This is a genomic window from Rhodococcus sp. NPDC057014, assembly GCF_042673295.1.
Classification (GTDB): Bacteria; Actinomycetota; Actinomycetes; order Mycobacteriales; family Mycobacteriaceae; genus Rhodococcus_F.
On sequence record NZ_JBHUSF010000123.1, the window covers coordinates 1 to 23,866 of the forward strand.

A 23,866-nucleotide genomic window follows, 5' to 3' on the forward strand; every position below is an offset into this window, starting at 1 on the left:
GTGCGACACCACGCACGGCCGCACCCACACCACCCGAGAGAACAGACGACGCCGGTGACCAACGAAGATCTCGCCATGCTCGACTTCGCGGTCGAATGGGCACCCTTCGGCGGAGGCTCGACGAACTGTGCACCGTGAAACTCACACCCGCGCGCCCCGACAGGCGGAGGTCGTATTCGCGCGTTCGCACGATGCACTAGCGATGATCCAACGCCGCTCGATGGCTGCCACGACACGGCTTTCGGCATTCGCGTCCGTCCTCCAGGGGAGTGCGAGCACCGTAACCGAAATCAGGCCACGGGCGACGAGGCCGGCGTCCGATCGGTCGTCGTAAGGCAGCGGATTCCGCCGCCTGCGCAGCGCGAGACTATTGCCTTCGAAGTCGAAGGCGACGTCATCGCAACTCACGGGTCCCGGATCAGCGAAACTCAGGCCTCTCAGTTCCGGGAACGGAAGCGCAGGCACGTTCACGTTCACGGCGACCGGTGGCAGCCCGGCATCGAGCAATCCGCCGATGACACTTGTGGCTACCCGACTGGTCGTGTCGAGACCGAGCACCGACTGCGCTTCGGTGCTGAATGCCGCAGCACAGACATCGAGGGATGCGGCGGTGAGCGCGGCACCGACCGTCCCCGAATGCAGTACGAGCCGGCCAGTGTTGAATCCGGGATTGATACCGGACACAACCAGATCCGGCTTCCACCCGAAGGCGCCGCTGCAGGCGGCCCGGACCCCGAGCGCGGGTGGGGCATCCACCGCAAATGCCGCGATTCCGCTGAGGCCTCGAATATCTCGCGCCGACACCGTCACTCGATTCCTGTCCCGGATCACGCCGAGGCTGGATGCGCTGCCGCTGGACTCGGCGCTGGGAGCGACGACCACGACCTCGTGGCCGTCGCCCTCAGCTGCGGAAGCGAGAGCCGCAAGTCCGGCTGCCTCGATGCCGTCGTCATTTGTGACGAGGATTCTCATCCGGCGTCAGAGGAGGCGCGGTCGAGGAGTTCCTCCAACTGGGGAACCGATCCGGGATCGGGTTCGAACCCGAACGGGAGATACCAGGCACTTTCCATCTCGACCAGAGGCTCGATTCCCCCGATCACTCTGGTGCTGATTCGTTCGCGGACGTCTTCAGGCGCCTGCCGGGCGGTTCTGAGGACACCGCGCACGACCGCCCAGAGTTTCTGCGAGGACGCGCGCAGATCCTGGGTATGTGCGTCCGCATCGGCGTGGACGGATCGCGCATCGGATACGGCGCGGGTGAGTCGGTCGCCGACGTCCGGGGAGATCAGCGCGGCGTCGTCGAGAAGGGCCTGTGCGATGTCCATCTGGCGACCCAGTTCGTAACGTTGCCGGGCATGGATGTCGTACACGCGGGTCCGCAGGAATTCGAGGAAATCGATCGTCAGCCGAAGCTGCTCGACTGCCTGCGGATCCAGCGGGTCGACCGCCGGTGCGACGGTGTCACGCAGCGACTTGATCGCAGCACGGAGGGTGTTCTCACTGTGGTCCATCATGTGTTCTTCCCCTTCAGGAGCGTGATGAGTTGGCGAGAGATCACCGGGACCAGTCCCTCAACACGGGTGAGCAGGATGTCCTGGTGTGACTTCCCCAGCCGGGCGATGCGGTAGGAGGACGCCATCGTCGACACGATGATGGTGAAGCAGTTCAGGATCTGGTAGAACCGCAGCCGCTCCGGATCGACGGTGAGACCGGAGACCTCGGTGTATCGATCGAAGAACTCGTCCAGGGGGATGAGGCCACACACGAAGTAACGTCCGTCGGCATCGTAATGGCCCATCGTGGGAAGAGTGATCCACGCCAGGTCACGGTGCCGGTCACCGATGAGGCCACGCTCCCAGTCCAGCCACCCCAGGATCCGACCGGACTCCTCGTCGAAAAGGAAGTTACCGCTGCGGAAGTCGCCGTGGACGACACCGGCGACATCCAGGGTGGGAAGATTGTTCAGCAGCCAGTTCGCCGTGATTTCCATGAGCGGGGAATCCTCGCCCCGGTCCTCTTCCCAACAGCGCAGTGCATGGTGGACCATCCATTCCGCCGACTCGGTGGAACCGGTGCGGGGAACCTGAAGATGACTGAACGACCGGTCCGAGACATCGGTGTTGTGGATCTTGGACAGGTGGTCGAGATACTGAGGTGCCAGCACCCTCCGGTGGTCCGGCCCGAAATCCGTACCGAGACCACTGATCCGCCCGGTTCCCGTGGTCCGAGGTTTGGTGACGCCCTCCACGAACTCGTAGATCAGCGCCGGTTCCGGAAACCATTCCCCCTCGGCGTCGAGGAAATGCGGTCTCGGCACCGGGATCACACCGTTCATGAGAGTCAACAGTTCGTGCTCACGAGCGCGGCTCGTCGCATTCGATCCCTCACTGGGGTCCATCCGAAGCACGAGATGTTCCGACCGACGGCGCCCCGCGGGATCGTCACGGTCGAGTGTGAAACCGATCTGGATCTTGGACACTCCCCCGGTGAACCAGTGCAGATCTCGTATCTCGAAGTTGGACGCACCGAGTTCGTGGCCGAGAAACTCGTCGAGGATCTTGGCCATCTCGGCGAGATCCGGGCGGCGATACGACGGGCCTTTGCGGCGGCTCATCTTGCGTGTGAGCATCGTGTCGACCTCACGCTCCGTCGGGTACTCCCGACGGACTGAGTCGATGAAATCCGGCGACGGGTCGTCGCGGTCGTCGAAGTCGAGACCCCACGTCAGGTCGTGATCGTTCATGCGTTCAGCCCCCGTGCACGGCCGTGACTGGACATCCGCTCTGCCAGATAGTCCAACCCGTAGATGTCGGCCATCTCCCCGTATCCCACCTTGTCGCCCCAGTGGTAGCGGAAGACCCCCTGATAACTGACGTGGGAGGGGTTGAAGTTGTACCAGGGGTGGCTCGAGATCGCCGTGCCGAAGAACTCGTACTCCTTTCCTCGCGCATCGGTGATCCGGATGTGATTGTTGATTGCCAGGAGTTGCGTGTGTTCGGCCCGGATGTCGGCGTCCACCACGGGATGGACCTCACCGTTCTCCACGACGAAACCGAATCGGAGCTTCTCGTATCTGACCTGACCGTCCCGCAGGTCGATCAGGACGGCGAGGTGAACGGCCAGTTCGGGCCCGAAGTTCACCGATACCCACGCCACCGAGCGGGTACCTGTCTCCGTACGGGGGCCCCAACTGTGGTCCATCCCGTCGTAGCAATCAACCTTGTATTTCTTGCCGCGCAGCTCGAGGTTTCCGGTGATGTGCCCCTTCACCTCGAAATGGCCGTTCTCCCATTCGTCACCGTGTCGACTGTCCCCCGTACTCCGGTCCGCCGCGAGGAGCGGATTCTGTTCGGGATCGCCCGGATCGAACGGCTCGTGCAATGCCCGGAACGACAGGTCCAGTGAGCACGCACCCAGTGCGTTCTCGTAGCTGACGTCGTACTCCTTGGGTGTCGGAGCATTCACGTTGAGCCCATTCCCCAGCGTGAATTTGGCGAAGGATTCGGGACAGGGCAGGTGCACCTGCGGATCGGTGAATGCGATCTCGTACGGCTGTGTGCAGAATCCCTTGCCGATGAGGATCGACGACGTCGCAATTCCGACATTCGGGCGGGCGAGCACATACACATTGCCGAAGATGCCCTCGTCGGGGATGGCGAATGGCAGGAACATCGTCTCGGTCCAGGTCCGATCGTCCGGGTCCCTGGGATGAAACTCGGAGTCTGCATCTGTGATCATCGTGGTTCTCCTCTATAGGTGCGGATATGGAATGGATAGCGTTGGAACTAGGCCGTTTCCGGCACACCGGCAGTCCGGCCGGTGCCGAGATACGCTTCGGCGATCAAGGATTCGTCCATCTGGGAGCTCGGACCGACGAAGCCCAGCCGGCCACGGGACAGGACCGCTGCACGGTCGGCGACTCGGAGCGCGATCTGGCTCTGCTCGGCGAGAAGGACGGCTGCCCCACCGAGTGCGTCCCGGTGTTCGCCGAGGAATTCGTAGATCACCTCGACCATGACCGGGGCCAGCCCCATGCTGGGCTCGTCGAGCAGCAGCACCGCGGGTCGCGCCATCAGCGCCCGTCCGATCGCAACCATCTGCTGCTCGCCGCCGCTGAGTAGTCCGGAGGGAGAATCGCGCAAGCGCGCAAGGGGCGGGAAGAGTTCGTGGACACGGTCTATCGAGGCTTCGATTTCCCGCCGGGGGCAGCGTCCCGCTGCATGCGCCGCGAGCTGCAGGTTCTCCCGGACGGTCAGTGGCGCCACGACCTGGCGGCCCTCGGGGACATGGACGATCCCGGCGCGGGTGATCCGGTGCGTCGGAGTGGATGAGATGTCCCGTCCGCCGAAGCGAATCTTGCCATTGTTCTTACGGGCCTGATTGGTGATTCCGCGGAGCAACGTCGACTTGCCTGCCCCGTTCGGACCTATGAGAGCGAGGGTCTCCCCCGCGTGCAGTGTCAGCGTCGCATCCGTGACCGCCGATACGTGCCCGTAGGAGATGCTGACATCCTCAAGCGAGAGAACCGGATCCGATGTAAGCACGGATGACCTCCTTGGAATCGAGTACGTTGTCGGGTTTGCCTTCGGCGATTTTCCTGCCGAAGTCCAATACGACGAGCCGATCGCAGAAGGAACGCATCATCGCCACGTCGTGCTCCACCACGATCACAGCGACACCACGCGATCTGATGTCCGAGATCGTGTCGAACACGTCTTGCCGCTCAGTGGGATTCATACCTGCGGTTGGTTCGTCCAGCAGTAGTACGCGGGGCTCTCGCGCAAGGGCACGCGCGATCTCCACCCGTCGTCGCACCCCGTACGGCAGGCTGCCCACCGGGATGTCGGCGGCCCAGTCGAGACGATTTTCGGTGAGCAGATGTCGGGTCCGCTCGTGCACATCGATGCCCGGACGCCGCGCGATGCCCAGCCGGACGTTGGTCGACACAGTCTCCTCGTCCATCAGTCGGATGTTCTGGAAAGTCCTGGCGAGCCCGGACTGAGCCGTGACGTGTGGGTGACCCCAGAGTTCGGAGAAGTCGTGCTCGAGCAAGGTGCCGGTTCCGCTCTCCGGACGATAGACGCCGGACAACACGTTCAGGAGAGTCGTCTTTCCCGACCCGTTCGGGCCGATGATGCCGAGTACCTCCCCGGATCGTGCTTCGACACTGACAGCGTCCAGCGCGCGCAGGCCCCCGAATGACATGACCACCTCTCGCACCTCGAGGACGGTGTCGCCTGCGGGCCCGTCGTCCCGCAGGAGTGGGAGCACCCGCTCCGCGGATGTCTCGTCCGCGCTGTCCGGTGGGGAGGGACTGCTGCGGACCGGCCACCACGAGCGGAGACTCCCGAGGATTCCGCTCGGCGCAAAGGCGACGATAAGCACGATCAGCACGCCGTTGACCAATGCCTCATACGAGGCAAGACCGGTCAAGGCGACGGGCAGGCCGATGATGACGAGGGCGCCGACGAGCGAGCCGGTGACGAACACCGTCCCTCCGATGACCACTATTGCAAGTAGCTGGGTGAGTAGTTCGAAGCTGAACTGGCCCGGTTCCACGAAGCCCGACATATGGACGTGGAGGGCGCCGGCGGCTCCCGCAAGGATCCCCGAGAGCGCAAACAACGCGGTCCGGTAGCGGACGACGTCGACTCCCTGGTGGCTCGCCATGAGGGAGTCCTCCCGCATGGCACTGATCGCGATCCCGAATCGCGAACGCTTCAGCGCGATGAGACCCGCAACGGCGACGACCACCACGATGCAGATCACGAGATCGGTCGTGGTCCGCGGGATGCCCACCTTGCCCTGTGCGCCCCCGGTCAGTGGCAGATTCAGCACCGCCACCCGCACGATTTCCGCGAACGCGATGCTCGCGATGGCCAGGTAGATGCCGTTGAGGCGGTGCAATAGACCGGCCAGCAGCAGGGCGACGAATCCGGATGCGAGCGTCCCCCCGATGAGAGAGACCACGAACGGGGCCCCTGCATCGACGGAAAGTACAGCCGAAACGTACGCCCCGACAGCCATCAAGCCGACTTGGGGCACAGCAAAGATTCCCGCGCTGAGCACAACATAGAGCGACAGGGCAACGAGTGAGAGGACGATTCCGTCCCTGATCACGAAGTCGTACGCACCGAAGATCGAAAAGAACTCTGTCATGGTCGGGTCACACCCTTGTCAGTTCTGCGCGGGTCCGGAACAGACCTTCGGGCCTCAGAGCGAGGAAGAGGAGCATCAAGACGAAGACGACGAGATCGCGGTAGGTGCTCGACAGGTACCCCGTCGCATAGGTGGACGCGATCCCGATGACCAGACCGCCGACGAGCATGCCGCCGACACTGCCGAAGCCGCCGACCACCATGGCTCCGAGCGCGATCACCAGGTAGGTCGACCCGAGTCCGGAATCGATGACGTTGAACGCGATGGCGACGAACGACGCGGCGACACCTGCCATGGCGCCTGACGCGAAGAACACTCCGGCGCTGACGCGATCCACGTTGACGCCGAGGATCGCGGCGGTGTCCTTGTCGAAAGCGACGGTGCGGATCTCCCGGCCGAGCTCCGTGCGGGCGAGCAGCCAACTGGTCACGGCGACGATGACGAGCACCAGGCACACCATGATCAGGTGCAGGGTGGTGATCCGAACCGGGCCGATCGACAGAGGTGCACTGGTGAACGCGTCGGCGTTCATTCGCACGACGGCACCGTCGAGGTGGTGGTGTGCCAGCTCGACGAGCACGACGAGGCCGCCCATCGAGGAGATGAAGGCCGCCATCTCGCCGCCCCGGCGATGAAGGACTCGGCGGATCAGCAGGAAGTAGGCCAGCACGTTGAGTAGTCCCGCCAGCGCCGCGACGACCGGCAAGGCGGACAGGAGGGACCAGCCGAGTCGTGATGTGAGCTCCCAGGCGAAGATCGCTCCCCAGGTGAACACCGCCGCATGCGCGACGTGGAAGATCCGGAGATTTGCCATCACCAGACCGAAACCCGATGCATAGAGCGCATATACGCTGCCGAGAACGATCCCGTTGACGGTTTGCTGAAGCAGGAAGTCCATGGATTCACCCGTCCGATCCGGCGAGGACCACGGCTCCTCCGTCTGCGAACGTGGCCATGACCCCGCTCGAGATCGCGAGACCGTCCGAGGTCATTTCGAGCCCGAGAATCCCGTGTTCTCGCACCAGGTCCGAAGTCGAGGCAGCGGGAAGGAGGTCACGCAGAGCGCTACCGTCAACGGTTCCACTCTTCTCTGCCTGGATCACGGCGGCCACTGTGGTCCAGCCGACCTGATAACCCAGGGCACCGTAGGCAGTGGGGACCTCACCGTACTTCTCCGTGTACCGTCGTTCGAAGGCTGTGGGATTGGTTCCGCCTGGCGCCCACACCTGCGGAAACTCGAAGCCTCGGGCCGAGTCCCGGGCAACCGTGTAGGTTTCACCGCTGATCGCAACCGTTCCGATCAGTTTCACGTGCTCGAATTCACCGGCGTTCTTCATCTGGAGGATGAGATTTCCGGCCTGGGCCGGGAGGACCGAGAGAACCACGGCATCGAGGCGATCCCGCCTGAGATTCGCCAGCACAGCGTAGAAGTCGGTGTCCTGGGACGAAACCTCCTGCCGAGAAGCAAATCCGGCCGGTAGCCCCTTCTCGGTTGCCTCCGCCAGAGTGGTGAAGGATGGATTGTCGCCGGCCACGACCAGACCGATACGGGTGTGGCCCTCCTCGGCCAGGCGACTGCCGACCGACATCGTGGGGGTGCTCAGATCGGTGAACCGGAATGAGTACCCGCCCGAGTTCTCCAATGCGCTCCCGGCCCCGCTGACCAGGGTGATCCGGTCTTCGTTCGCCAGGGGCGCCACCGCTTGACCGAGTGGGCTCTGCGAGTCCTGGACAACGAGTGGCACACTCTGTTGACGGAGTTTGTTGTACCCGGTTACCGCCGACGGTACGGCCGATTTGGCATCCTCGGTGAGGACCTCTATCGATACACCGGACTCGTCCAGTATCGGTTCGGCCTCGTGCAGAGCGAGTTCGAATCCTCGCTCGAAGGGCTTGCCGAACGACATCGCCGCGTCACCCGTGAGATTGGCGAGGAGCCCAATCCGGACGGCACCAGAGTTGTCACCGGCCGGGCCGCCACATCCGGTGAGTGCCAGAAGCGCAGCAACCATCGCGGCTGCACCCGCTAGTCGTCGCTTTCTCGTCCAGTTGACGGATCGCATAGGGACTCCTTGCTATTCGTACTCCGAAGCATGTGAGTTGGAACACGCTGGGCGCCAGTTAAAGCCGTCGTCGATTCGAAGGTCAAGAACTTCGGCCCGGACTCACGTCGCCGCATTGGAGAAGTCGACAAGGAGGGGTTCAGCTCCCTCGAATCTGCCCCACGTTCAACGCACTACCCGGTCGAAACCCGGCACCGCGTGGTGACCCTGGAGTCGGAGAATCAACAATGCAGTCTGGGCACTGAGCTGATCGTTCGAGTTTGCGGCCACGTCGAGACCGGTGATGTCGTGCACCCGCCCCAGTCGGTGTCGCACAGTATTTTCGTGCACATCCAGCCGCACTGCGGTGTCGCGCACACTCCGTCCGCTGTCGAAGAACTCCTGCAGGGTACGGAGAAGGTCGTTGTTCGACACTCCCCCCGCAAGTAAATCCCCGAGAACGTCGTACACGTACATCCGAACGGACTGTTCGTTGCTGTTCGCTACGAGTAATCGTGCAGGCCCGAGTTCGTCACAGGCGATGGCGCGGTTCGATTCCGAGGGGTATCGGTCAAGGCACCGGGCAGCCTCGAATGCCTCCCGGTACGCCCGTCGGAGCTGACCGGGCCGGGTCACCGACGATATGCCCGCGACGGCAAACCGGTCACCCATCCGGTCGAGGCCCTTGTTCACCGCCGCCTTGCAGCGCGCGATCACCGTCGCATTCCCGACCCCTGCCGGCGCCTCGATCGAGAGGATGACGCCCTCGGTGCCACGAATCGTGAGGATGTCGACGGCGAGATCTTCGGAGATCAGATCACCGAGGCGGCCCGCATCGACTGCCGAACCCGACGACCGGCCCCGTTCCAGGACGAACGCGATGACCCGGTCCGCGGCCAGATCGACGCCGAGGTACTCCGCGCAAGCCCGAAGATCTGCATCGTAGGTAGTCGACCGAACCATCTGCCGCGCCAGGTTCGCACGTGCATTCCAGGCCACGCGGGCGATCCGCCGCTGGGAGACGAACTCGGCCGTCAGGTGGACCACTGCCCGGTCCACGGCCCACTGCACATGTGCAACGGACACGGATCCTTCGATCGGGGTGACTACCCATCCGAAGAGGTGGTCGCCGTCGACAACCGAACCGAGCATGTAGTCGCGGCCACCCGTCCGCCCACCATCCACTCGCACAACTTCGGCAGGCGCACCGACCGCTACCGTTCCTTCCGGCGACTCGAGCCGCTCCAGCGTGGGGATCGCGGTAGACGAGGCACCCGGAGGGACGGCCCGGCTGATCACCTGCCCGGCGGGACCTATCAGGAATACCGTTGCCTCCAGCATGTCGGACAGGGCGCTGATCAGGCAGGACAGCGTCCCGACCGCTGCCGCGCGGTCGGCAAGCGTGGTTTCCAGTCGCAGTTTCCAGGACAACGAGGCCGGCGTTTCCTCTCGGGAATCGGCGGCCGACTCCGGCTCGCCGCCCGGCCGTAATGCGGACGACCCGTTCCCTGCCTGCTTCGCCCTCTGTGCCACAGACCACACTGTAAATTATTGGACCGAACATGGGAAGGTCCTCGAAACCGCCTACGGCACCCGAGCGGCGGGTACGTCGAGACCGGCGATCCGACGCCAGCGTGCATGGGCGGTGGGGGTCCACTCGGCGCGGAGGTCTCGCAGCCGCCGGGCGGCTTTCAGCCCGCGCCAGTCCGGCAGCAGCACCTCGGGGAGCCGCGGGTCCATGTAGGGCATGCGCCGTAGCGCGTCCGCGAGCTGGAGGTGCGCGAACAGCAACTCGTCGCCCGGCTGGAAGGTTCGCGCATCGAAGCGGTCGAGCAGTTCGTCGTACTCCTTCTCGGCGGCCTCCAGATCCCATGAACGGCGGACGAGTTCGGTCTCGGAAATCCCGGGGACGGCGAGCGTCCCGACGAACGAGACCGTATTGGAGGTCAAGCCGAGAGACTCGATGGTTCGTTCCGCTTCCGCGGCACGGTCGACGTGGGGAGTGACCCAGACGCCGGGTGTCGGATTCCCGAACCCGGCCCACCGCAGCGCGGCATAGAGCTTCTTGCGGGTCGAGCGGTGCGACTCCGGAATCGGCACGTTCACGACGAGCCACCGACCGTCCCACTGCGTGGTGTCCACGTCGGTGGAGAAGACACGAAGTTCACCTTCGGTGAAGAGCCGATGAGCCTTGTCCGTCAACGTCCACAGCGTTTCGCGTCCGTTCCGGTCGGCGGCGATCAGACCTGCGGAACCTGTGCGCGCAATCGCCTGCCGGGCGGCATGCTCCCCGTACCCGAGCCCCTTCAAGATGTAGAGGAGAGCGGCCGTCCGCACGGGCTGCCCGTAGGGCTCGACCAACTCACCGAGCACGGTGACGAGGACGGAGCGTGCGCTGCCGGTCGATGCGGCGTCCTTCTCGGATGCAGGCACCTGGTTCGAGTCAGACATAAGTGTCATCGTCGCGCATCACGTCGGCCCGTTGCCACAACACCCCTCGAGGCCCCGGTCAGCGATCGTCATTCGACACCCCAGTCCCGGAAGACGGCCTCGGTGTCGGAGCCGGGCGTACGGGGCGCGGTGTAGGTCGATGCCGACGCGCGAGTGAATCGTGGCACCGCGGCCGGCTGACGCTGACTGAACGCGGTCACGACCGTGTTGCGCGCGGCGATGTGCGGGTGGTCCGGCACCTCGGCGAGGGCCAGCACCGGCGTCACGCAGGCGTCGAGGTGCGCGAACGCCCGCACCCACTCCTCCCGGCTCCGCGTGACGAAGACGTCGGCGAAGGTCTTCCGGAGCGTCGACCACGCCGACTCGTCGTACTGGTCCGGCAGGCCCGCGGGGTCGAGTTCGAGTCCCGTCAGTAGCTGCGCATAGAAGACGGGCTCCACTGCGCCGACCGCGATGTACCGGCCGTCGGCGCACTCGTACGTGTCGTAGAAGGGCGCCCCGCCGTCGATGACGTTGGTCCCGCGCCGATCGGACCAGAGCCCGTTCTCGGTGAGCGTCCAGAACATCGTCATGAGCGCACTCACCCCGTCGACCATCGCGACGTCGACCACGTCTCCGGCACCGGTGCGCTCCCTCGCGTAGAGGGCGCCGAGAATGCCGGTGACGGCCGGCATCGAACCGCCGCCCAGGTCGGCGACGAGGTTGAGCGGTGCGTGCGGCCTCTCGCCGTCCCGTCCGATGGCGTTCAGCGCACCGGTGAGCGCAAGGTAGTTGATGTCGTGCCCGGCATAGGGCGCGAGCGGGCCGTCCTGGCCCCACCCGGTGATCCTGGCGTACACGAGCCGGGGGTTCCGGTGGCGGCACACGTCGGGACCGATGCCCAGTCGCTCCGCCGCACCCGGCCGGTAGCCCTCGATGAGGACGTCGGCCTTGTCGACCAGCTTCAGGATCCTCGCCAGGTCGGCGGGATCCTTCAGGTCGGCACTCACCGACCGTCGATTACGCAGTCCCGCATCCTTGTCCACGGGCAGTAACTGCGTCACGCCCCCTGGACGCTCGATCCGCACGACCTCGGCGCCGAGGTCCGCGAGCTGCATCGCGGCGTGAGGCGAGGGACCGATCCCGGCGAGTTCGACGACCCGCAGTCCAGCCAGCACTTTTGTCATCTGAATCCTCCGAAGAGTCGAATTTGATGTTTGACATCTCTGGCAACTATCTATCCAATAACGTAATATCTCAAGTCAGGTCGCCGCGGCGCAGTTCGTCAGCCGTCGCGGTGTATCCGTCCACCAAGTCGAAGGGCTGGATGTGAACGAACTGGATCCGACCGTCATGTCGTCGCTGCGAGCGGCGGCCGATGACCCGGTCACTTACGCGCAGGCATGGAAAACGAAGAACGGAAACCGCGTGATCGGTTCCTTTCCGATGAACTTTCCTTCCGAGATCGTGCACGCCGCCGGTGCGCTGCCGGTGATCGTCCAGGAAAGCCGCACCCCGATCACGGAGGGCCGCAACCTGCTTGCCGAGTTCTACTGCGGCTACACGCGTAGCGTCGCCGATCAGGCCGCAGTCGGTGAACTCGACGTCTTCGACGGCTTCGTCGCCGCCGATCACTGCGTCCAACTCCTCGGCGCCGTGGACGTGATCCGCTGGGCGCGGCCGGAGAAACCGGTGCACTTCGCGCAGTTCACCAGCGCGATGGACGATCCGTGGACCAAGCCGCGGGTCGCAGGTCGCGTGCACGAACTCAAGCACGAGATCGAAGGGGTCGTCGGGACGACGATCACGGACGAGTCGCTCGCCGAGAGCATTCGGCTGTTCAACACGAATCGTCGCCTGCTCCGGGAACTCTACGACCTGCGGCGCACCGGCCGTGCGCGCATCACCGCGAGCGACATGCAGGTCTTGGTGAAGTCGAGCATGGTGATGGACATCGATGAGCACAACGCCGCGCTGGGTCGCCTGCTCGATCGGCTCGATCCCGATGCCGACGCACCCGGCGATCTGGTGCGGTTGCATCTCTCCGGTCACTTCTGCCACGCCCCGCGCCCCGAGGTCCTCGATGTGATCGAGGAATCCGGAGTGATCGTCGTCGACGACGACCTGTACACCGGCTTCCGGTACATCTCGACCGACGTACCCGAGCACGGCGATCCGCTGGAGGCACTGTCGGAGTGGTACCTGGACCGAAACGACAACGCCCCGTGCCCGACACGGGTCACCGTCGGAGTCGACTGGGACACCTACCTGATCGACTCACTCGAGAAGAGCCGCTCGAACGGTGTCGTCGTCCTGATGGCGAAGTTCTGCGAACCCCACATGCTCTATTACCCGGAGTTACGCAAGGCGCTCGACGCGCGCGGGATACCGCTGCTGCTCCTCGAGACCGAGCACGAAGGCAACCCCGTCGAGACACTCCGCACCAAGATCGAAACCTTCGTGGAGCGCATTCGCCGTCAGCTCGCACCCGTCCCGTCCTGAATTCGACTTTCACTCAGAGGAGTTCGCCATGGCGATCGAACAGATCAGCAAGGAAAAGACCCGCCGCTTGTCGAGTACGCGGGTCGGCGGCAAGTTGGTGGCCGACTATTGGGAGAACATCTTCACCGCCAAGGAGCGCGGGAAGCACGTCGTCTGGTACAACGGCGCCGCACTGAACCCGCTGTTCCAGGCCGCGGGCCTGGAGTGGTGCCACGGCGAGGCGTTCGCCGCCCGACTGGCCGCCCAGCACCTCGAAGGACCCGCCCAGGCTGCAGGCGCCGAGTACGGCTACATCGGTGAGCTCTGCTCTTATGCGCGAACACATCTCGGCTGCGCCGTACTGACGCACCAAACGGCGGCCGACCGGGAGACCGGCGTGGTCGGCATGGTCGACCAGCAGGAACTGGCGAGCAAACTGCCTGCCCCGGATTTCTTCGTCAACGGCTACGCCGGATGCAGCACCGGTCAGCAATGGGACGCGATGACGTACCGGGTGTTCGATCGCAAGCTCCCCCTGTTCAACGTCTCGATCCCCATGCTGTGGGGCAACAAACCCGACGCCGGGTACATGCGGGGCGAGGAGTGGACCGAGGTGAGCAAGTACGTCGAAGGGCAGCTGCGCGAGCTCATCACCTTCCTCGAATACCAGACCGGGAGACCGTTCGACTGGGATGGACTCAGCGAGAGCATGTCCTACATCAAACGGGCCTCCGAGCTGCGCCTCGAAGGAATGGCGCTCTGCACGCAGGCACCCACGCCTGCGACCTACTGGGACTGGGTCGCGAGCATCGCCCCGATCAACTTCCTGCCCGGCAATCAGGCGCTGGTCGACTACTTCGCCGGCGTGAAGGCCGAAATTCAGCAGCGGGTCACCGACGGGGTCAGCGCGGTCGCGGACGAACGCTATCGCGTGTACTTCGACGGCATCATGAACTGGAACAAGCTCGGCTTCCTCACCCGGAAGTTCGCGGAGTACGACGTCGCCGTCGTCGCCGGCCGCTACACCCACGAATCCTTCTGGCAGGAGCCGCAGCTCATCGACGTGGACAACCCACTTCTGGGCATGGCGCAGCACTACCTGCTCTGCCCACTGAACCACGGATTGAAGAACCTGCAGGAACTCCTGCTCCGCCGGCTCGACGAATACGCGATCGACGGGATCGCGTTCCACTCGACGCGGACGTGCCGGGCGATGACCAACCCGCAGACGATGCTCGCCCGCGCTGCCGAGCAGGAACGTGGCGTCAAGTCGTTCTTCTTCGAGGGCGACGTCGCCGACGCGTCGTTCTACAACGACGAACTGTTCGACAGTCGACTGGAGGCGATGCTCGAGGCCATCGACGTGCAACGGATGAAGTCGGTGATCTAGCGCATGACTACCGGAAGTTGGTTCGTCATGGGCGTCGACCTCGGATCCACCACGGCGAAGGCCGCCGTGGTCGACGAGAGTGGCGCACTGGTCGGATCGAGTGTCATCCAGATGGGCGCGGTGAGCCGGGAGGCGGTCGGCCGTGCGATGGACGGTGCGATGGCCGCCGCGGGCGCCTCGCAGGACGACATCCGGCACACCATCAGCACCGGCTACGGGCGGAAACTGGTCCCCGGGGCGAACCGGACGTTCACCGAGATCACCTGCCACGCCCGTGGCGCCGCCGCCCTGCGCCCGGGTGTGCGGCTGGTGATCGACATCGGCGGACAGGACAGCAAGGCCATCATCGTCGACGACGACGGCCTCGTGGAACGGTTCGCCATGAACGACCGGTGCGCGAGCGGGACCGGCCGCTTTTTCGACGTGCTCGCGCGGGCACTGGAAGTCGACATCGGCGCGGTCGGCGAACTCGCGCTCGCCGGTTCCGAGAGTCTCGAGGTCAGCAGTATGTGCGCGACGTTCGCGGAGACCGAGGTGATCTCACTACTGGCGCAGGGCCGCGAGAAGGCGGACATCGCCGCGTCGGTGCACAAAGCGGTCGCGGCGCGCACACTCGGACTGGTGGCGCAGGTCGGCAAGGCGACACCGACGGTGATGACGGGCGGAGTGGCGAAGAACCCGGCCGCGCGTCTTCACGTCGCGCGGGCGCTGGGCCACCCGGTGGAATTACTCGATCAACCACAGATCGCGGGTGCGTACGGCGCCGGACTGCTGGCCCGCGACGACTACGCGGGCACCGCTGAGGCGCCGACGTCGTCCGACGAAGCGACCGAAGAGCAGTTCCGGGCGAGCCTGTCGAGCGCGACGCCGCACTGCCAGGACTGTGACGGCAGGCCCGGCCATTCCCATCCGGGCACCGGCGAACCGGTGCCCCTCGAACTGCAGAGGAACATCCGATGACCACAGACACACCCGAAGTCTGGGTGCCCGACCTGTCCGAGGCGACCGTCTACATCGTGGGCGGGACGAGCGGCGTAGGCCTGCAGGTCGCCCGTCAGTTGGTCCGGGCGGGCACCCAGCGCATCGGTCTGGTCGGCCGCAACATCGAACGCGGCGAGAAGGCGGCGACGGAGGTCCGATCACTCGCGTCGGGTGTCTGGGCCGTCTTCGCCGCAGGTGACGTGAACGTCCCGGCGGAGGCGACCAGGGTGACCGACGAACTGAGTGCTTCGCTGGGACCCGCCGACATCTTGATCAACAGCACGGTGAGCGCGTTCACGCCGAACCTCTTCCACGAGACACCCGCCGAGGACGTTCCCGCCATCCTGCTGCAGCAGGCGCTCGGCCCTCTCAACATGTGCCACGCGGTCCTTCCGCACATGCGGGCGAAGCGCGGCGGCGCGATCGTGAACATCGCCTCCGACGCGGCGAAGCATCCGACCCCGGGAGAATCCGTCATCGGCGCGGCCATGGCGGCCATCGTGATCTTCTCCAAAACCCTTGCGATGGAGGCCAAACGCGACGGTATCCGCGTCAACGCGGTGACGCCGTCGCTCATCCGGGACACCGGCGCCTACGACCGTGTCATGGCCGAGCCGTTCAGCGCCAAGCTTTTCGCGAAGGCCGCCGGACTGGCGTCACTGGGTGTCGCCGAACCGGTCGACGTGGCGGACCTCGTGTTGTTCCTGTGCAGCCCTCAGGCCCGTCGGATCACCGGTCAAGCGGTCAGCCCGAATGGCGGCATCTCGGCGGGGTGAGGGCTCCAGTGCCGCGCCTCAGCTCATCCGCACTATTTTGACGAATTCATAGCGATCAGCTCCACATGTGTATTACATTGCGTGGTGACTGAGACACCACTTCGCAGCCGACTCCGGCTTCCTCGTCACGAGCACCTCACGCTCCACCAACTTCCCCCACCCCGCACAGCCCGAAGGCAGGATTGCATCATGCCCCTCGAAAAGTCTCTCTGGCCGGCGACACCGAGCTCAGGTGTCCGCGACATCACCGTCGGCGACCTGCTGCGAGAGGCCGCATCGGCGGAACCCGACCGCCTCGCCCTGGTCGACGGATCTCCCGATCCAGCCGACCGGCGAGAGTGGACGTACCGTCAACTCCTCGCCGACGCCGAGGAGGCGGCCAGGGCACTCCTGGCTCACTTCGCGCCCGGAGACCGAATCGCGATCTGGGCGCCCAACAGTGCCGAGTGGGTGATCCTCCAACAAGCGATCGCGATGGCGGGGATGGTGGTGGTGGGCGTGAACCCCGCCTACCGCGCCCACGAACTCGAGTACATCCTGCGCCAGTCCCGCTCGGTCGGACTCTTCTACCGGGAAAGCTATCGCGGCACGGATCTCACGGAGGTCCTGGCGGAAGTACGGCCCTCGCTCCCGGAACTCCGCAAGGTCGTCGCGCCCAGCGAGTGGCAGTCCTTCATCGCGACCGGCGATCCGGCGACGGCGTTCCCCGTGGTCACACCCACCGACCCGGTGCAGATTCAATACACCTCCGGAACCACCGGATTCCCCAAAGGCGCACTGCTGCATCACAAAGGAATCGTCAACGAAGCCACATTCGTGTTCGAGCGTGCCGGTCTGGTGGACCACGTCGTCTGCGTCAACGCAATGCCGATGTACCACATCGGGGGCGGCGCCGTCACCGAACTCGGGACGTTCGCGGCGCACGGGACCTTTGTGGTGCTACCCGGCTTCGACGCCGCGCTCATGCTCGAGATGCTCGAGGCCTACCGCGGCACGCACTCGTTGATGGTTCCGACGATGCTCATCGCACTTCTCGAGCACCCCGACCGCGGAACGCGCGACCTGTCGAGCCTCCACACCGTGCTGTCCGGCGCGGCAGCAGTTCCCCAGGCACTCGTCGAACGGGTGCTCGACGAACTCGACTGCCAGTTCACGATCCTGTTCGGGCAGAGCGAGATGCACGGTGTCATCAGCCAGACCCGAGTCACCGACGATCCGGCCGATCAGGCCACCACCGTCGGGCAGCCGCTGCCGGAACTGGAGGTGAAGATCATCGACCCGGTCTCCCAGGACATTGTCCCGATCGGTGAGCAGGGTGAAATCTGCTGTCGCGGCTACCAGACGATGCTCGGCTATTCCGAGATGCCGGACGAGACCGCCGCCACCATCGACGCCGACGGATGGCTACACATGGGTGATCTCGCCACGATGGACGAACGAGGCTTCCTCCGCATCACCGGCCGCCTCAAAGACATGATCATCCGAGGCGGCCTGAACATCTACCCCCGCGAGATCGAAGAACTGCTGTTCCGCCACGACGACGTGGCCGAGGTTGCGATCGTCGGGGTTCCGGACGACCGATGGGGCGAGCAGATCGGCGCCGTCGTACGACCGGCGGACCCCGCGAATCCGCCGGACCCGACCGAACTGAAAGCCTGGTGCCGCGACCGAATCGCCGCCCACAAGACGCCGTCGCTGTGGTACTTCACCGACGCACTCCCCATGACACCGTCCGGGAAGATCCAGAAATTCCGTGTGCAGCAGGAGATTGCGTCCGGAGAGCTCACGGCCGCCGAACTCGCGCCCCGGCCCGCTCCGGAGCCATTGCCCAACAGCTGACACTTCATAACCCGCTCCGCGACGGATCGATCCCGGTTGACCGGCAATCCGGTCCACCGGCGACCTTCCGGCGCAGCTCTACTCGATGAGGAACCGCTCCTTGGCGTAGCGAACCAGCCCGGCGCGGTTGGATTCTCCGGTCTTCTTGAGCATCTTCCCGATGTGGAATTTCACCGTGTGGAACGTGAGGTTCATGCGCTCCGCGATGGCGTAATTGTCGAGCCCGGCGGCGATCATCGTCACGATCGAGAGTTCGTGCTCGTTGAATGCCGGTTTCTCGGTGGTTGCCCGGCGCGCGTCCACCCACTCCTTCAGGAGTGCGGGATCGATGTACTGGCCGGAGCGGACGACTGTTCTCAGCATGTCCGGGAGCGCCGACATGCTCGCCGCTTTGAGGATGTATCCCGATGCGCCCAACAGCATTGCCCGGTCCACGAGTTGGGCGTTGCCGTATCCGGTGTAGAACACCACTTTGGTGGCGGGCGAGGCGGCGAGTAGGTCGCGGCACAACGTCCACCCCTGCTCTTCGCCGATGAAGAGGTCCAGCATGACGATGTCCGGGGAGCAGCGCAGGGCGTCCTTCTCCGCGCTGGCGACACTTGCCGCTGCTCCGAGGAAGACGAAGTCGGGTTCCCGCTCGGCCAACCGCTCGAGGCCTGCGTGGACTATCTCGTGGTCGTCGATCGAGAAGACACCGATCCGGCGCGGTTCCGGCACGTCGCTCAACTCGATACCGCCTGATCGGAGCCGATCGGGAAGCTGGCGGTGACGGACATTCCTCCCGACGGGGTGCGATCGAACCTCACCTCGCCGCCGACCTTGCGCGCTTCACGTTTCATGAACTCGATTCCGTAGTGGCCCTCGAAGGGTTCGTGTGCGTCGAAGGATCGACCGTCATCGCTCACCGACATGACGCACACCCCGGGGTGGACCTCGAAGGACATCGAACATCGGTTTCCCTTCGAATGATTTTCTGCGTTGAAGACGGCTTCCTGCCCTACCTTGCACATCGCCTCACCGATGTCTGCAGGCACCCGCACGTGCATGCCCGCCCCGCTGGCACCGCCCGACGAGAAGTCGGCAGTTCGGCTCATGCCCGACACACTCGGCACAGCGAACACACGCTCCGCGACGTCTCCGAGCGTGCACTCACTCGCCCGATCGCTCTGCAGGAGGTGACGCAATTCGTCACGCACCAGCGACATGCACTCGTCGACACTCGCGCTGATGGACGCTGCACGGGATCGGCTGTCACCGGTCGACTGGTACTCGAGTTCCTCTGCTGCGAAACCGATCTGGGTCAACCGGCGCACCAGATCGTCGTGGAGTGATTGCGCGAGCCGGGCACGTTCCTGGTCTCGAACGACCTCCCGCCGGCTCTCGTCCAGATTGGACCGGTCCAGACCCAGCAGTGCCGCGTTCGCGAAGTCCGCCAGTACCCGCTCGTCGTCTTCGCTGTACGCGCGCGGCCGCCGGCTCGCGACGTAGAGCACCGCCTCGACGTTGCCGCCGTCGTGGACGGGGACCGCCAGTGCGGAGTTGATTCCCTCGCCACGTGTCTCCTCGCGCATGGCGGCGCGAAGGTTGCGATCTTCCTCGTAGTTCAGCGAACGAATGGGGTGCCCGGTCTCACGCGCCGCCCCGCCGAGCCCCTCGCCCGACCCGACCCGGAGATCACGGAACGGGTCGGTGTTGATCCCCAGCGTTCGAGTGAAGACGAAGTAATTGTCGTCGACCGGCAACGACAGGTACGCGACATCACCTTCGAGCAGAGTGCGCGCGGCGGCGAGAGTGATGTCGAATACGCGGTCCAGTGAGACGTCGGACGTTGCCGCGCGCGCGACAACCCGGTAGGCACGGTCCAGGTCGCGATGCCTGGTCTCGTGGACACGGGCACGGAGCGCGTCGATATCCCGAGCAAATCGCCGAACTGTCGCGAGCGTCTCCGCGTCCAGCGCGGCCGCCGACCCCAGGATCACCTCACCGTGCCCGTGACCGTCCGCGAACGGGAGGATCAGTGCACGGTCGAAATCGAGTGAGACCGGGCGCATCAACGACGTGAGCCGCACGTGCCGCGCCGTGGCCGCGACGGGTGACCACTGGATGTTGCTGCGCACGGGTTCCTCCGACGTGAACACCGAGCCGCCCAACGGCTCCGATGCAATCACACGCAGGGGCCCGCCACTCGGTGCGTAGATGATGACGGCCTCGCGCGCCTTCATCGAGACACGGAGAAGCCGCAGCGGCTCGGCGAGCTCCTCCTCGAGCATCGAGAGCCTCCACCGAGGCGAATCTTCCGGGAGACCGACCATGTCATCGAATACTACGGAGATTTGCGTCGCTAGCCATATGGCTAGCCCAGGTCTAGCCGCCTTACGGCGCGCTCGTCGTTAGCGTGAATGCATCCGTAATGGTCGTCACAACCGAGGCAGGGTTCATGTCAGATTCGATCACAATTTCCGCCGCGAGCTTCGCGATCCGTCCGGTGAGTAGTTTCGACGAGTTCGCCGACCATGCACGGGGACTCCTCGACCAGGCGGCCGGCAGCGACCTGGTTCTCTTCCCGGAGTTGTTCACGCTGGAGTTGTTCACCATCGCCGATTCGTGGCAAGACGATCCGGTCACCGAATTGACGCGTATCGGTGACTACACCCGGGAATACCGTTCGTTGTTCAGCTCGGAAGCGCGCGAGCGCAATCAATTCATCGCAGCGGGATCGCACCTGGAATATCGCGAAGACGGATACTACAACATCGCATACATTTTCGGTCCCGACGGGGAACAGTACGAGCACCGCAAGACGCACATCTTTCCTGCGGAAGCGGATTGGTCGACGAGGGAGGGCGACGACATGAACGTCTTCGAACTTCCGTTCGCCACGGTCGGTTTCAACGTCTGCTACGAGACCGAAATTCCCGAATGTGCGTCGTCGCTCGCCGAACAGGGCGCAGAGTTGATTCTCTGCCCGTCGTACACCTTCACCGAGTACGGGTACTGGCGGGTGCGGCACTGCGCGCAGGCCCGCGCCGTCGAGAACCAGGTGTACTTCGCGCACTGCGCCACCGGAGGCGCACCCGGTGGCCCCATCCCCAGCGGGTGGACCCAGAGTTCGATCCTTTCGCCCTGCGACCTCCCGTGGACCCCCGCCGGGGTCGTGGCGCAAGCGCCCGAAGCGAACACCGAGAACGTCCTCACGGGCGTCGTCGATCTCGATGTCCTGCGCCGGAACCGTCTCGACGGTGCCGCGACCACGTTCCAGGATCGACGCCGGCGCGTGGAGTCCTACCGCCGCTGGCCCTCCCATACCACCGCACGCCAGCTCGGCTAGGGCGGTCCGCCGATCTCTAGAAGCTCACCCACCACAAGCACGACACCGATATCAGGAGAAGCGACAATGGGTCATCTCGAACTGCCCGCGGGGAAGAAGATTGCAGTCAATCTCGGAACCGACTTCGACGCACAGTCACTCTGGCTGGGCGGATTCAACAAACCCAGCCCGTCCTTCATGTCGCGCGGCGAGTTCGGCGCCAAGGTCGGCGTCCCGCGCCTACTCGATCTCTACGCCCGCTACGACATCAAGACCACCTGGTTCACGCCCGGGCACACCGTCGACACGTTCACGAAGGAATGTGAACAGATCGCCGAGAAGGGTCACGAGTTCGGCCACCACGGGTATTTCCACGAGAACCCCACCCTGATCGACGCCGGGACCGAGGAGGAGCTGGTCGAGCGTGCCTTCGCCACCTTCGACAAGCAACTCGGTGTTCGTCCGACGGGGTACCGCTCGCCGTACTGGGACTACTCCGACAACACCCTGGACATCGTCGAGAAGATGGGGTTCAAGTACGACTCCTCCCTGATGGGCCGCGACCTCGAGGCATACCGTCCGCAGCGGTGGGCCATCGACTGGGAAAACGGCAACAAGCCCGGCAAGGCGAGCCATGTCCTCGAACTGCCGGTCAGCTGGTACCTCGACGACTTCCCGCCACTCGCTTGCATCACCGGAGTGCAGGCCGGCCAGCAGGACAGTCGTACCGTCTTCGAACGCTGGCGCGACATCTTCGACTACGGCTATCAGAACGTCGAGGGTGCCGCGTTCGTCTCGTGTGTGCATCCGCAGATCGTCGGCCAGGCCCATCACATGATGTGGTACCAGAAGCTGATCGAGCACATGGTGTCCCACGACGGTGTCTGGTTCGCGACCACCGACGAGATCGCCGACTGCTGGGTCGATGACGAGGAGGACAAGCGGAACATGGAGCTTCCCGACATTCGGACCACGGCACCGCGTCCGAGCTACTACCCCGACTTCTGAGTCCGACCGGGAGTTCCGTGTGGCCCGCTCCTGAGCAGGCCACACGGGGTTCCCGTGATGGCCACCGCTGATCATTCCTGCTCGTTGCACGCCTACCGACTCCTGCGGCGCACATCACTTGCCAACTTTGTGATCACAGATTACATTTAGGTAAGAATCGCGTAACGGTCGGGTTCCCTCGCGCCGATGTACGCCGATTCGTGGTGCCCACGACAACTCGATCCACAGACCTCTCAGGCGTGCCGCGGGACGACCTCCCTCCGCGCCTGCACGTCACGGTGTTCGGGTTCGACAATCCCTGAGCTCAGCACGAAGGAGGATCATCTTGGCAAAAGTGGCGATGACTGGCCGGAACGCAACCCTGGCCGGCCTGGCAGCAATTGTGTTGTGGAGCACCATGGTCGGCATGATCCGACTGGTAACCGAGAGCCTCGGCGCCCTCGGCGGCGCGGCCATGATCTACACGTGCTGCTCCGTTTTGTTGTTCCTCACCGTCGGGTGGCCCACACTTCGCGAATTCAACCGCATCTATCTGCTGACCGGTGCGCTGATGTTCGCCGCTTACGAAGTGTGCTTCGCTCTCGCGATCGGACTGGCGACCGACCCGCGCCAGGCGATCGAGGTCGGCATCGTGAACTACCTGTGGCCGTGCCTGACAGTCCTGTTCGCCATCCTGTTCACCGGTCAGAGATCCTCGATCCTGTTCATTCCCGGCATCGGATTGTCCATTGCCGGGATCGCCCTGGTCCTCGGCGGTGACGCCGGACTCGACCTGCCCGGAACCATCGAGAACATCCGCACGAATCCCCTGAGTTACGCTCTCGCACTCCTGGGTGCCGTCATCTGGTCCGCATACTGCACCGTGACCAAGCTGTTCGCCAAGGGCAACAACGGGATTACTCCGTTCTTCATGCTCACCGCAGCATCGTTCTGGGTGCTGTACCTGTTCAGCGACACCGAACCCCTCCGCCTGACGGTGACCGGGGTGGTAGCCACGCTGGTGGCGGCATGTGCCATCGGTTTCGGCTATGCCCTGTGGAATGTGGGCATTCTTCACGGAAACATGACCCTGCTCGCTGCCGCTTCCTACTTCACGCCGGTACTGTCGGCTGCGTTCTCTTCGCTGATGTTGGCTACCGCGCTCGGAGTCACCTTCTGGGTCGGCACCGCCATCGTGTGCCTCGGCGCAACGGTGTGCTGGGTCGCAACGCGCGAGCCCAAGAAGGCCGACGAAAGTACCCCTCCGGCACCGGCGACATCCGACAGCACCGTCCCAGACGAACGACCGCGGAATCATGCGTCGGTGCGCGTCAGCGGTCGACGTCACTCGTCGCGAGGCCCGAGCGCGCTGGGAATTCGCCGGCGCAAGTACGAAGCCGGCGCGATCGACACCCACTGACGGCCGGGCGTCGGAGTGGTGGCGCGTCGAACCGGCCATGAGACACACGAGAAC

At 64.6% G+C, this 23,866-nt stretch carries 21 protein-coding genes; 8 read left to right on the forward strand and 13 right to left on the reverse strand.

Going from position 1 to position 23,866, the window contains the following annotated elements; all coding sequences use genetic code 11:
* Window positions 1-141: 141 nt before the first annotated feature.
* The 11 genes from ACFTZB_RS23010 to ACFTZB_RS23060 all read right to left on the reverse strand — a co-directional run bounded on the left by ACFTZB_RS23010 (window position 142) and on the right by ACFTZB_RS23060 (window position 11,818).
* Window positions 142-972: a 5'/3'-nucleotidase SurE gene (locus tag ACFTZB_RS23010; RefSeq protein WP_378434326.1), complete on the reverse strand. Its 831-nt coding sequence runs from the start codon at window positions 970-972 to the stop codon at window positions 142-144.
* Window positions 969-1,514 (reverse strand): hypothetical protein, encoded by a 546-nt coding sequence (locus tag ACFTZB_RS23015; protein ID WP_219459651.1) that lies wholly within the window; start codon window positions 1,512-1,514, stop codon window positions 969-971. The genes ACFTZB_RS23010 and ACFTZB_RS23015 overlap by 4 nt, the downstream gene beginning before the upstream one ends.
* A complete protein-coding gene (locus tag ACFTZB_RS23020) occupies window positions 1,511-2,743 on the reverse strand; it encodes a phosphotransferase family protein (protein ID WP_378434328.1) in 1,233 nt (410 codons plus the stop codon). The genes ACFTZB_RS23015 and ACFTZB_RS23020 overlap by 4 nt, the downstream gene beginning before the upstream one ends.
* Window positions 2,740-3,738, reverse strand: a complete 999-nt coding sequence (locus tag ACFTZB_RS23025) for a hypothetical protein (RefSeq protein WP_378434330.1) — start codon at window positions 3,736-3,738, stop codon at window positions 2,740-2,742. Before ACFTZB_RS23025 ends, ACFTZB_RS23020 begins: the two co-directional genes overlap by 4 nt.
* A gap of 47 nt (window positions 3,739-3,785) precedes the next feature.
* Window positions 3,786-4,544 (reverse strand): ABC transporter ATP-binding protein, encoded by a 759-nt coding sequence (locus tag ACFTZB_RS23030; protein WP_378434332.1) that lies wholly within the window; start codon window positions 4,542-4,544, stop codon window positions 3,786-3,788.
* Complete coding sequence (locus ACFTZB_RS23035) at window positions 4,513-6,159, reverse strand: ATP-binding cassette domain-containing protein (RefSeq protein WP_378434334.1); 1,647 nt, start codon at window positions 6,157-6,159, stop codon at window positions 4,513-4,515. Before ACFTZB_RS23035 ends, ACFTZB_RS23030 begins: the two co-directional genes overlap by 32 nt.
* 7 nt (window positions 6,160-6,166) lie before the next feature.
* Entirely contained in the window at window positions 6,167-7,057 is an 891-nt protein-coding gene (locus ACFTZB_RS23040; protein WP_378434336.1) for a branched-chain amino acid ABC transporter permease, read from the reverse strand.
* Window positions 7,058-7,061: 4 nt separating this feature from the next.
* The gene (locus ACFTZB_RS23045) at window positions 7,062-8,171 is read right to left on the reverse strand and encodes an ABC transporter substrate-binding protein (protein WP_378434338.1); all 1,110 of its coding nucleotides are present in this window, start codon (window positions 8,169-8,171) and stop codon (window positions 7,062-7,064) included.
* A 216-nt stretch (window positions 8,172-8,387) separates the two neighbouring features.
* Window positions 8,388-9,734, reverse strand: coding sequence for a PucR family transcriptional regulator (locus ACFTZB_RS23050; protein WP_378434340.1), 1,347 nt, complete (start codon window positions 9,732-9,734; stop codon window positions 8,388-8,390).
* Between the two features lie 51 nt (window positions 9,735-9,785).
* On the reverse strand, window positions 9,786-10,661 hold the full coding sequence (locus ACFTZB_RS23055) for a PaaX family transcriptional regulator C-terminal domain-containing protein (protein ID WP_378434342.1): 876 nt from the start codon (window positions 10,659-10,661) through the stop codon (window positions 9,786-9,788).
* 59 nt (window positions 10,662-10,720) lie between these two features.
* On the reverse strand, window positions 10,721-11,818 hold the full coding sequence (locus tag ACFTZB_RS23060; RefSeq protein WP_378434344.1) for a CaiB/BaiF CoA transferase family protein: 1,098 nt from the start codon (window positions 11,816-11,818) through the stop codon (window positions 10,721-10,723).
* 142 nt (window positions 11,819-11,960) lie between these two features.
* On the opposite strand from ACFTZB_RS23060, the gene ACFTZB_RS23065 reads away from it, so the two are divergent.
* The 5 genes from ACFTZB_RS23065 (at window position 11,961) to ACFTZB_RS23085 (ending at window position 18,098) form a co-directional block, all read left to right on the forward strand.
* The gene (locus ACFTZB_RS23065) at window positions 11,961-13,133 is read left to right on the forward strand and encodes a 2-hydroxyacyl-CoA dehydratase subunit D (RefSeq protein ID WP_378434346.1); all 1,173 of its coding nucleotides are present in this window, start codon (window positions 11,961-11,963) and stop codon (window positions 13,131-13,133) included.
* 28 nt (window positions 13,134-13,161) lie between these two features.
* The gene (locus ACFTZB_RS23070; RefSeq protein ID WP_378434348.1) at window positions 13,162-14,502 is read left to right on the forward strand and encodes a 2-hydroxyacyl-CoA dehydratase subunit D; all 1,341 of its coding nucleotides are present in this window, start codon (window positions 13,162-13,164) and stop codon (window positions 14,500-14,502) included.
* Window positions 14,503-14,505: 3 nt separating this feature from the next.
* On the forward strand, window positions 14,506-15,462 hold the full coding sequence (locus ACFTZB_RS23075) for an acyl-CoA dehydratase activase (protein WP_378434350.1): 957 nt from the start codon (window positions 14,506-14,508) through the stop codon (window positions 15,460-15,462).
* Window positions 15,459-16,259, forward strand: a complete 801-nt coding sequence (locus tag ACFTZB_RS23080; RefSeq protein ID WP_378434352.1) for an SDR family NAD(P)-dependent oxidoreductase — start codon at window positions 15,459-15,461, stop codon at window positions 16,257-16,259. Before ACFTZB_RS23075 ends, ACFTZB_RS23080 begins: the two co-directional genes overlap by 4 nt.
* A gap of 189 nt (window positions 16,260-16,448) precedes the next feature.
* The gene (locus ACFTZB_RS23085) at window positions 16,449-18,098 is read left to right on the forward strand and encodes an AMP-binding protein (RefSeq protein WP_378434354.1); all 1,650 of its coding nucleotides are present in this window, start codon (window positions 16,449-16,451) and stop codon (window positions 18,096-18,098) included.
* 78 nt (window positions 18,099-18,176) lie between these two features.
* Here ACFTZB_RS23085 and ACFTZB_RS23090 read toward each other — a convergent pair whose 3' ends face one another.
* Window positions 18,177-18,815, reverse strand: a complete 639-nt coding sequence (locus ACFTZB_RS23090; RefSeq protein ID WP_378434361.1) for a response regulator — start codon at window positions 18,813-18,815, stop codon at window positions 18,177-18,179.
* Window positions 18,816-18,820: 5 nt separating this feature from the next.
* Window positions 18,821-20,368, reverse strand: coding sequence for a GAF domain-containing protein (locus ACFTZB_RS23095; protein WP_378434356.1), 1,548 nt, complete (start codon window positions 20,366-20,368; stop codon window positions 18,821-18,823).
* Window positions 20,369-20,535: 167 nt separating this feature from the next.
* Here ACFTZB_RS23095 and ACFTZB_RS23100 point away from each other — a divergent pair, with 167 nt between their 5' ends.
* From ACFTZB_RS23100 to yddG, 3 genes are all read left to right on the forward strand, one after another.
* Window positions 20,536-21,426 carry a carbon-nitrogen hydrolase family protein gene (locus ACFTZB_RS23100; RefSeq protein ID WP_378434358.1) on the forward strand — a complete coding sequence of 297 codons (891 nt, stop codon included), beginning with the start codon at window positions 20,536-20,538 and terminating at the stop codon, window positions 21,424-21,426.
* 66 nt (window positions 21,427-21,492) lie between these two features.
* Window positions 21,493-22,413: a polysaccharide deacetylase gene (locus ACFTZB_RS23105; protein WP_072937065.1), complete on the forward strand. Its 921-nt coding sequence runs from the start codon at window positions 21,493-21,495 to the stop codon at window positions 22,411-22,413.
* Between the two features lie 340 nt (window positions 22,414-22,753).
* Window positions 22,754-23,812: an aromatic amino acid DMT transporter YddG gene (gene yddG, locus ACFTZB_RS23110; protein WP_378434363.1), complete on the forward strand. Its 1,059-nt coding sequence runs from the start codon at window positions 22,754-22,756 to the stop codon at window positions 23,810-23,812.
* Window positions 23,813-23,866 lie beyond the last annotated feature (54 nt).

What these genes read in the sequence shown, in the direction of transcription:
- ACFTZB_RS23010 (WP_378434326.1), bottom strand. Translation starts at nt 972, where the DNA reads ATGAGAATCCTCGTCACAAATGACGACGGCATCGAGGCAGCCGGACTT.
- ACFTZB_RS23015 (WP_219459651.1), bottom strand. Translation starts at nt 1,514, where the DNA reads ATGATGGACCACAGTGAGAACACCCTCCGTGCTGCGATCAAGTCGCTG.
- ACFTZB_RS23020 (WP_378434328.1), bottom strand. Translation starts at nt 2,743, where the DNA reads ATGAACGATCACGACCTGACGTGGGGTCTCGACTTCGACGACCGCGAC.
- ACFTZB_RS23025 (WP_378434330.1), bottom strand. Translation starts at nt 3,738, where the DNA reads ATGATCACAGATGCAGACTCCGAGTTTCATCCCAGGGACCCGGACGAT.
- ACFTZB_RS23035 (WP_378434334.1), bottom strand. Translation starts at nt 6,159, where the DNA reads ATGACAGAGTTCTTTTCGATCTTCGGTGCGTACGACTTCGTGATCAGG.
- ACFTZB_RS23040 (WP_378434336.1), bottom strand. Translation starts at nt 7,057, where the DNA reads ATGGACTTCCTGCTTCAGCAAACCGTCAACGGGATCGTTCTCGGCAGC.
- ACFTZB_RS23045 (WP_378434338.1), bottom strand. Translation starts at nt 8,171, where the DNA reads ATGGTTGCTGCGCTTCTGGCACTCACCGGATGTGGCGGCCCGGCCGGT.
- ACFTZB_RS23055 (WP_378434342.1), bottom strand. Translation starts at nt 10,661, where the DNA reads ATGACACTTATGTCTGACTCGAACCAGGTGCCTGCATCCGAGAAGGAC.
- ACFTZB_RS23060 (WP_378434344.1), bottom strand. Translation starts at nt 11,818, where the DNA reads ATGACAAAAGTGCTGGCTGGACTGCGGGTCGTCGAACTCGCCGGGATC.
- ACFTZB_RS23070 (WP_378434348.1), top strand. Translation starts at nt 13,162, where the DNA reads ATGGCGATCGAACAGATCAGCAAGGAAAAGACCCGCCGCTTGTCGAGT.
- ACFTZB_RS23075 (WP_378434350.1), top strand. Translation starts at nt 14,506, where the DNA reads ATGACTACCGGAAGTTGGTTCGTCATGGGCGTCGACCTCGGATCCACC.
- ACFTZB_RS23080 (WP_378434352.1), top strand. Translation starts at nt 15,459, where the DNA reads ATGACCACAGACACACCCGAAGTCTGGGTGCCCGACCTGTCCGAGGCG.
- ACFTZB_RS23085 (WP_378434354.1), top strand. Translation starts at nt 16,449, where the DNA reads ATGCCCCTCGAAAAGTCTCTCTGGCCGGCGACACCGAGCTCAGGTGTC.
- ACFTZB_RS23095 (WP_378434356.1), bottom strand. Translation starts at nt 20,368, where the DNA reads ATGCTCGAGGAGGAGCTCGCCGAGCCGCTGCGGCTTCTCCGTGTCTCG.
- ACFTZB_RS23100 (WP_378434358.1), top strand. Translation starts at nt 20,536, where the DNA reads ATGTCAGATTCGATCACAATTTCCGCCGCGAGCTTCGCGATCCGTCCG.
- ACFTZB_RS23105 (WP_072937065.1), top strand. Translation starts at nt 21,493, where the DNA reads ATGGGTCATCTCGAACTGCCCGCGGGGAAGAAGATTGCAGTCAATCTC.
- yddG (WP_378434363.1), top strand. Translation starts at nt 22,754, where the DNA reads ATGACTGGCCGGAACGCAACCCTGGCCGGCCTGGCAGCAATTGTGTTG.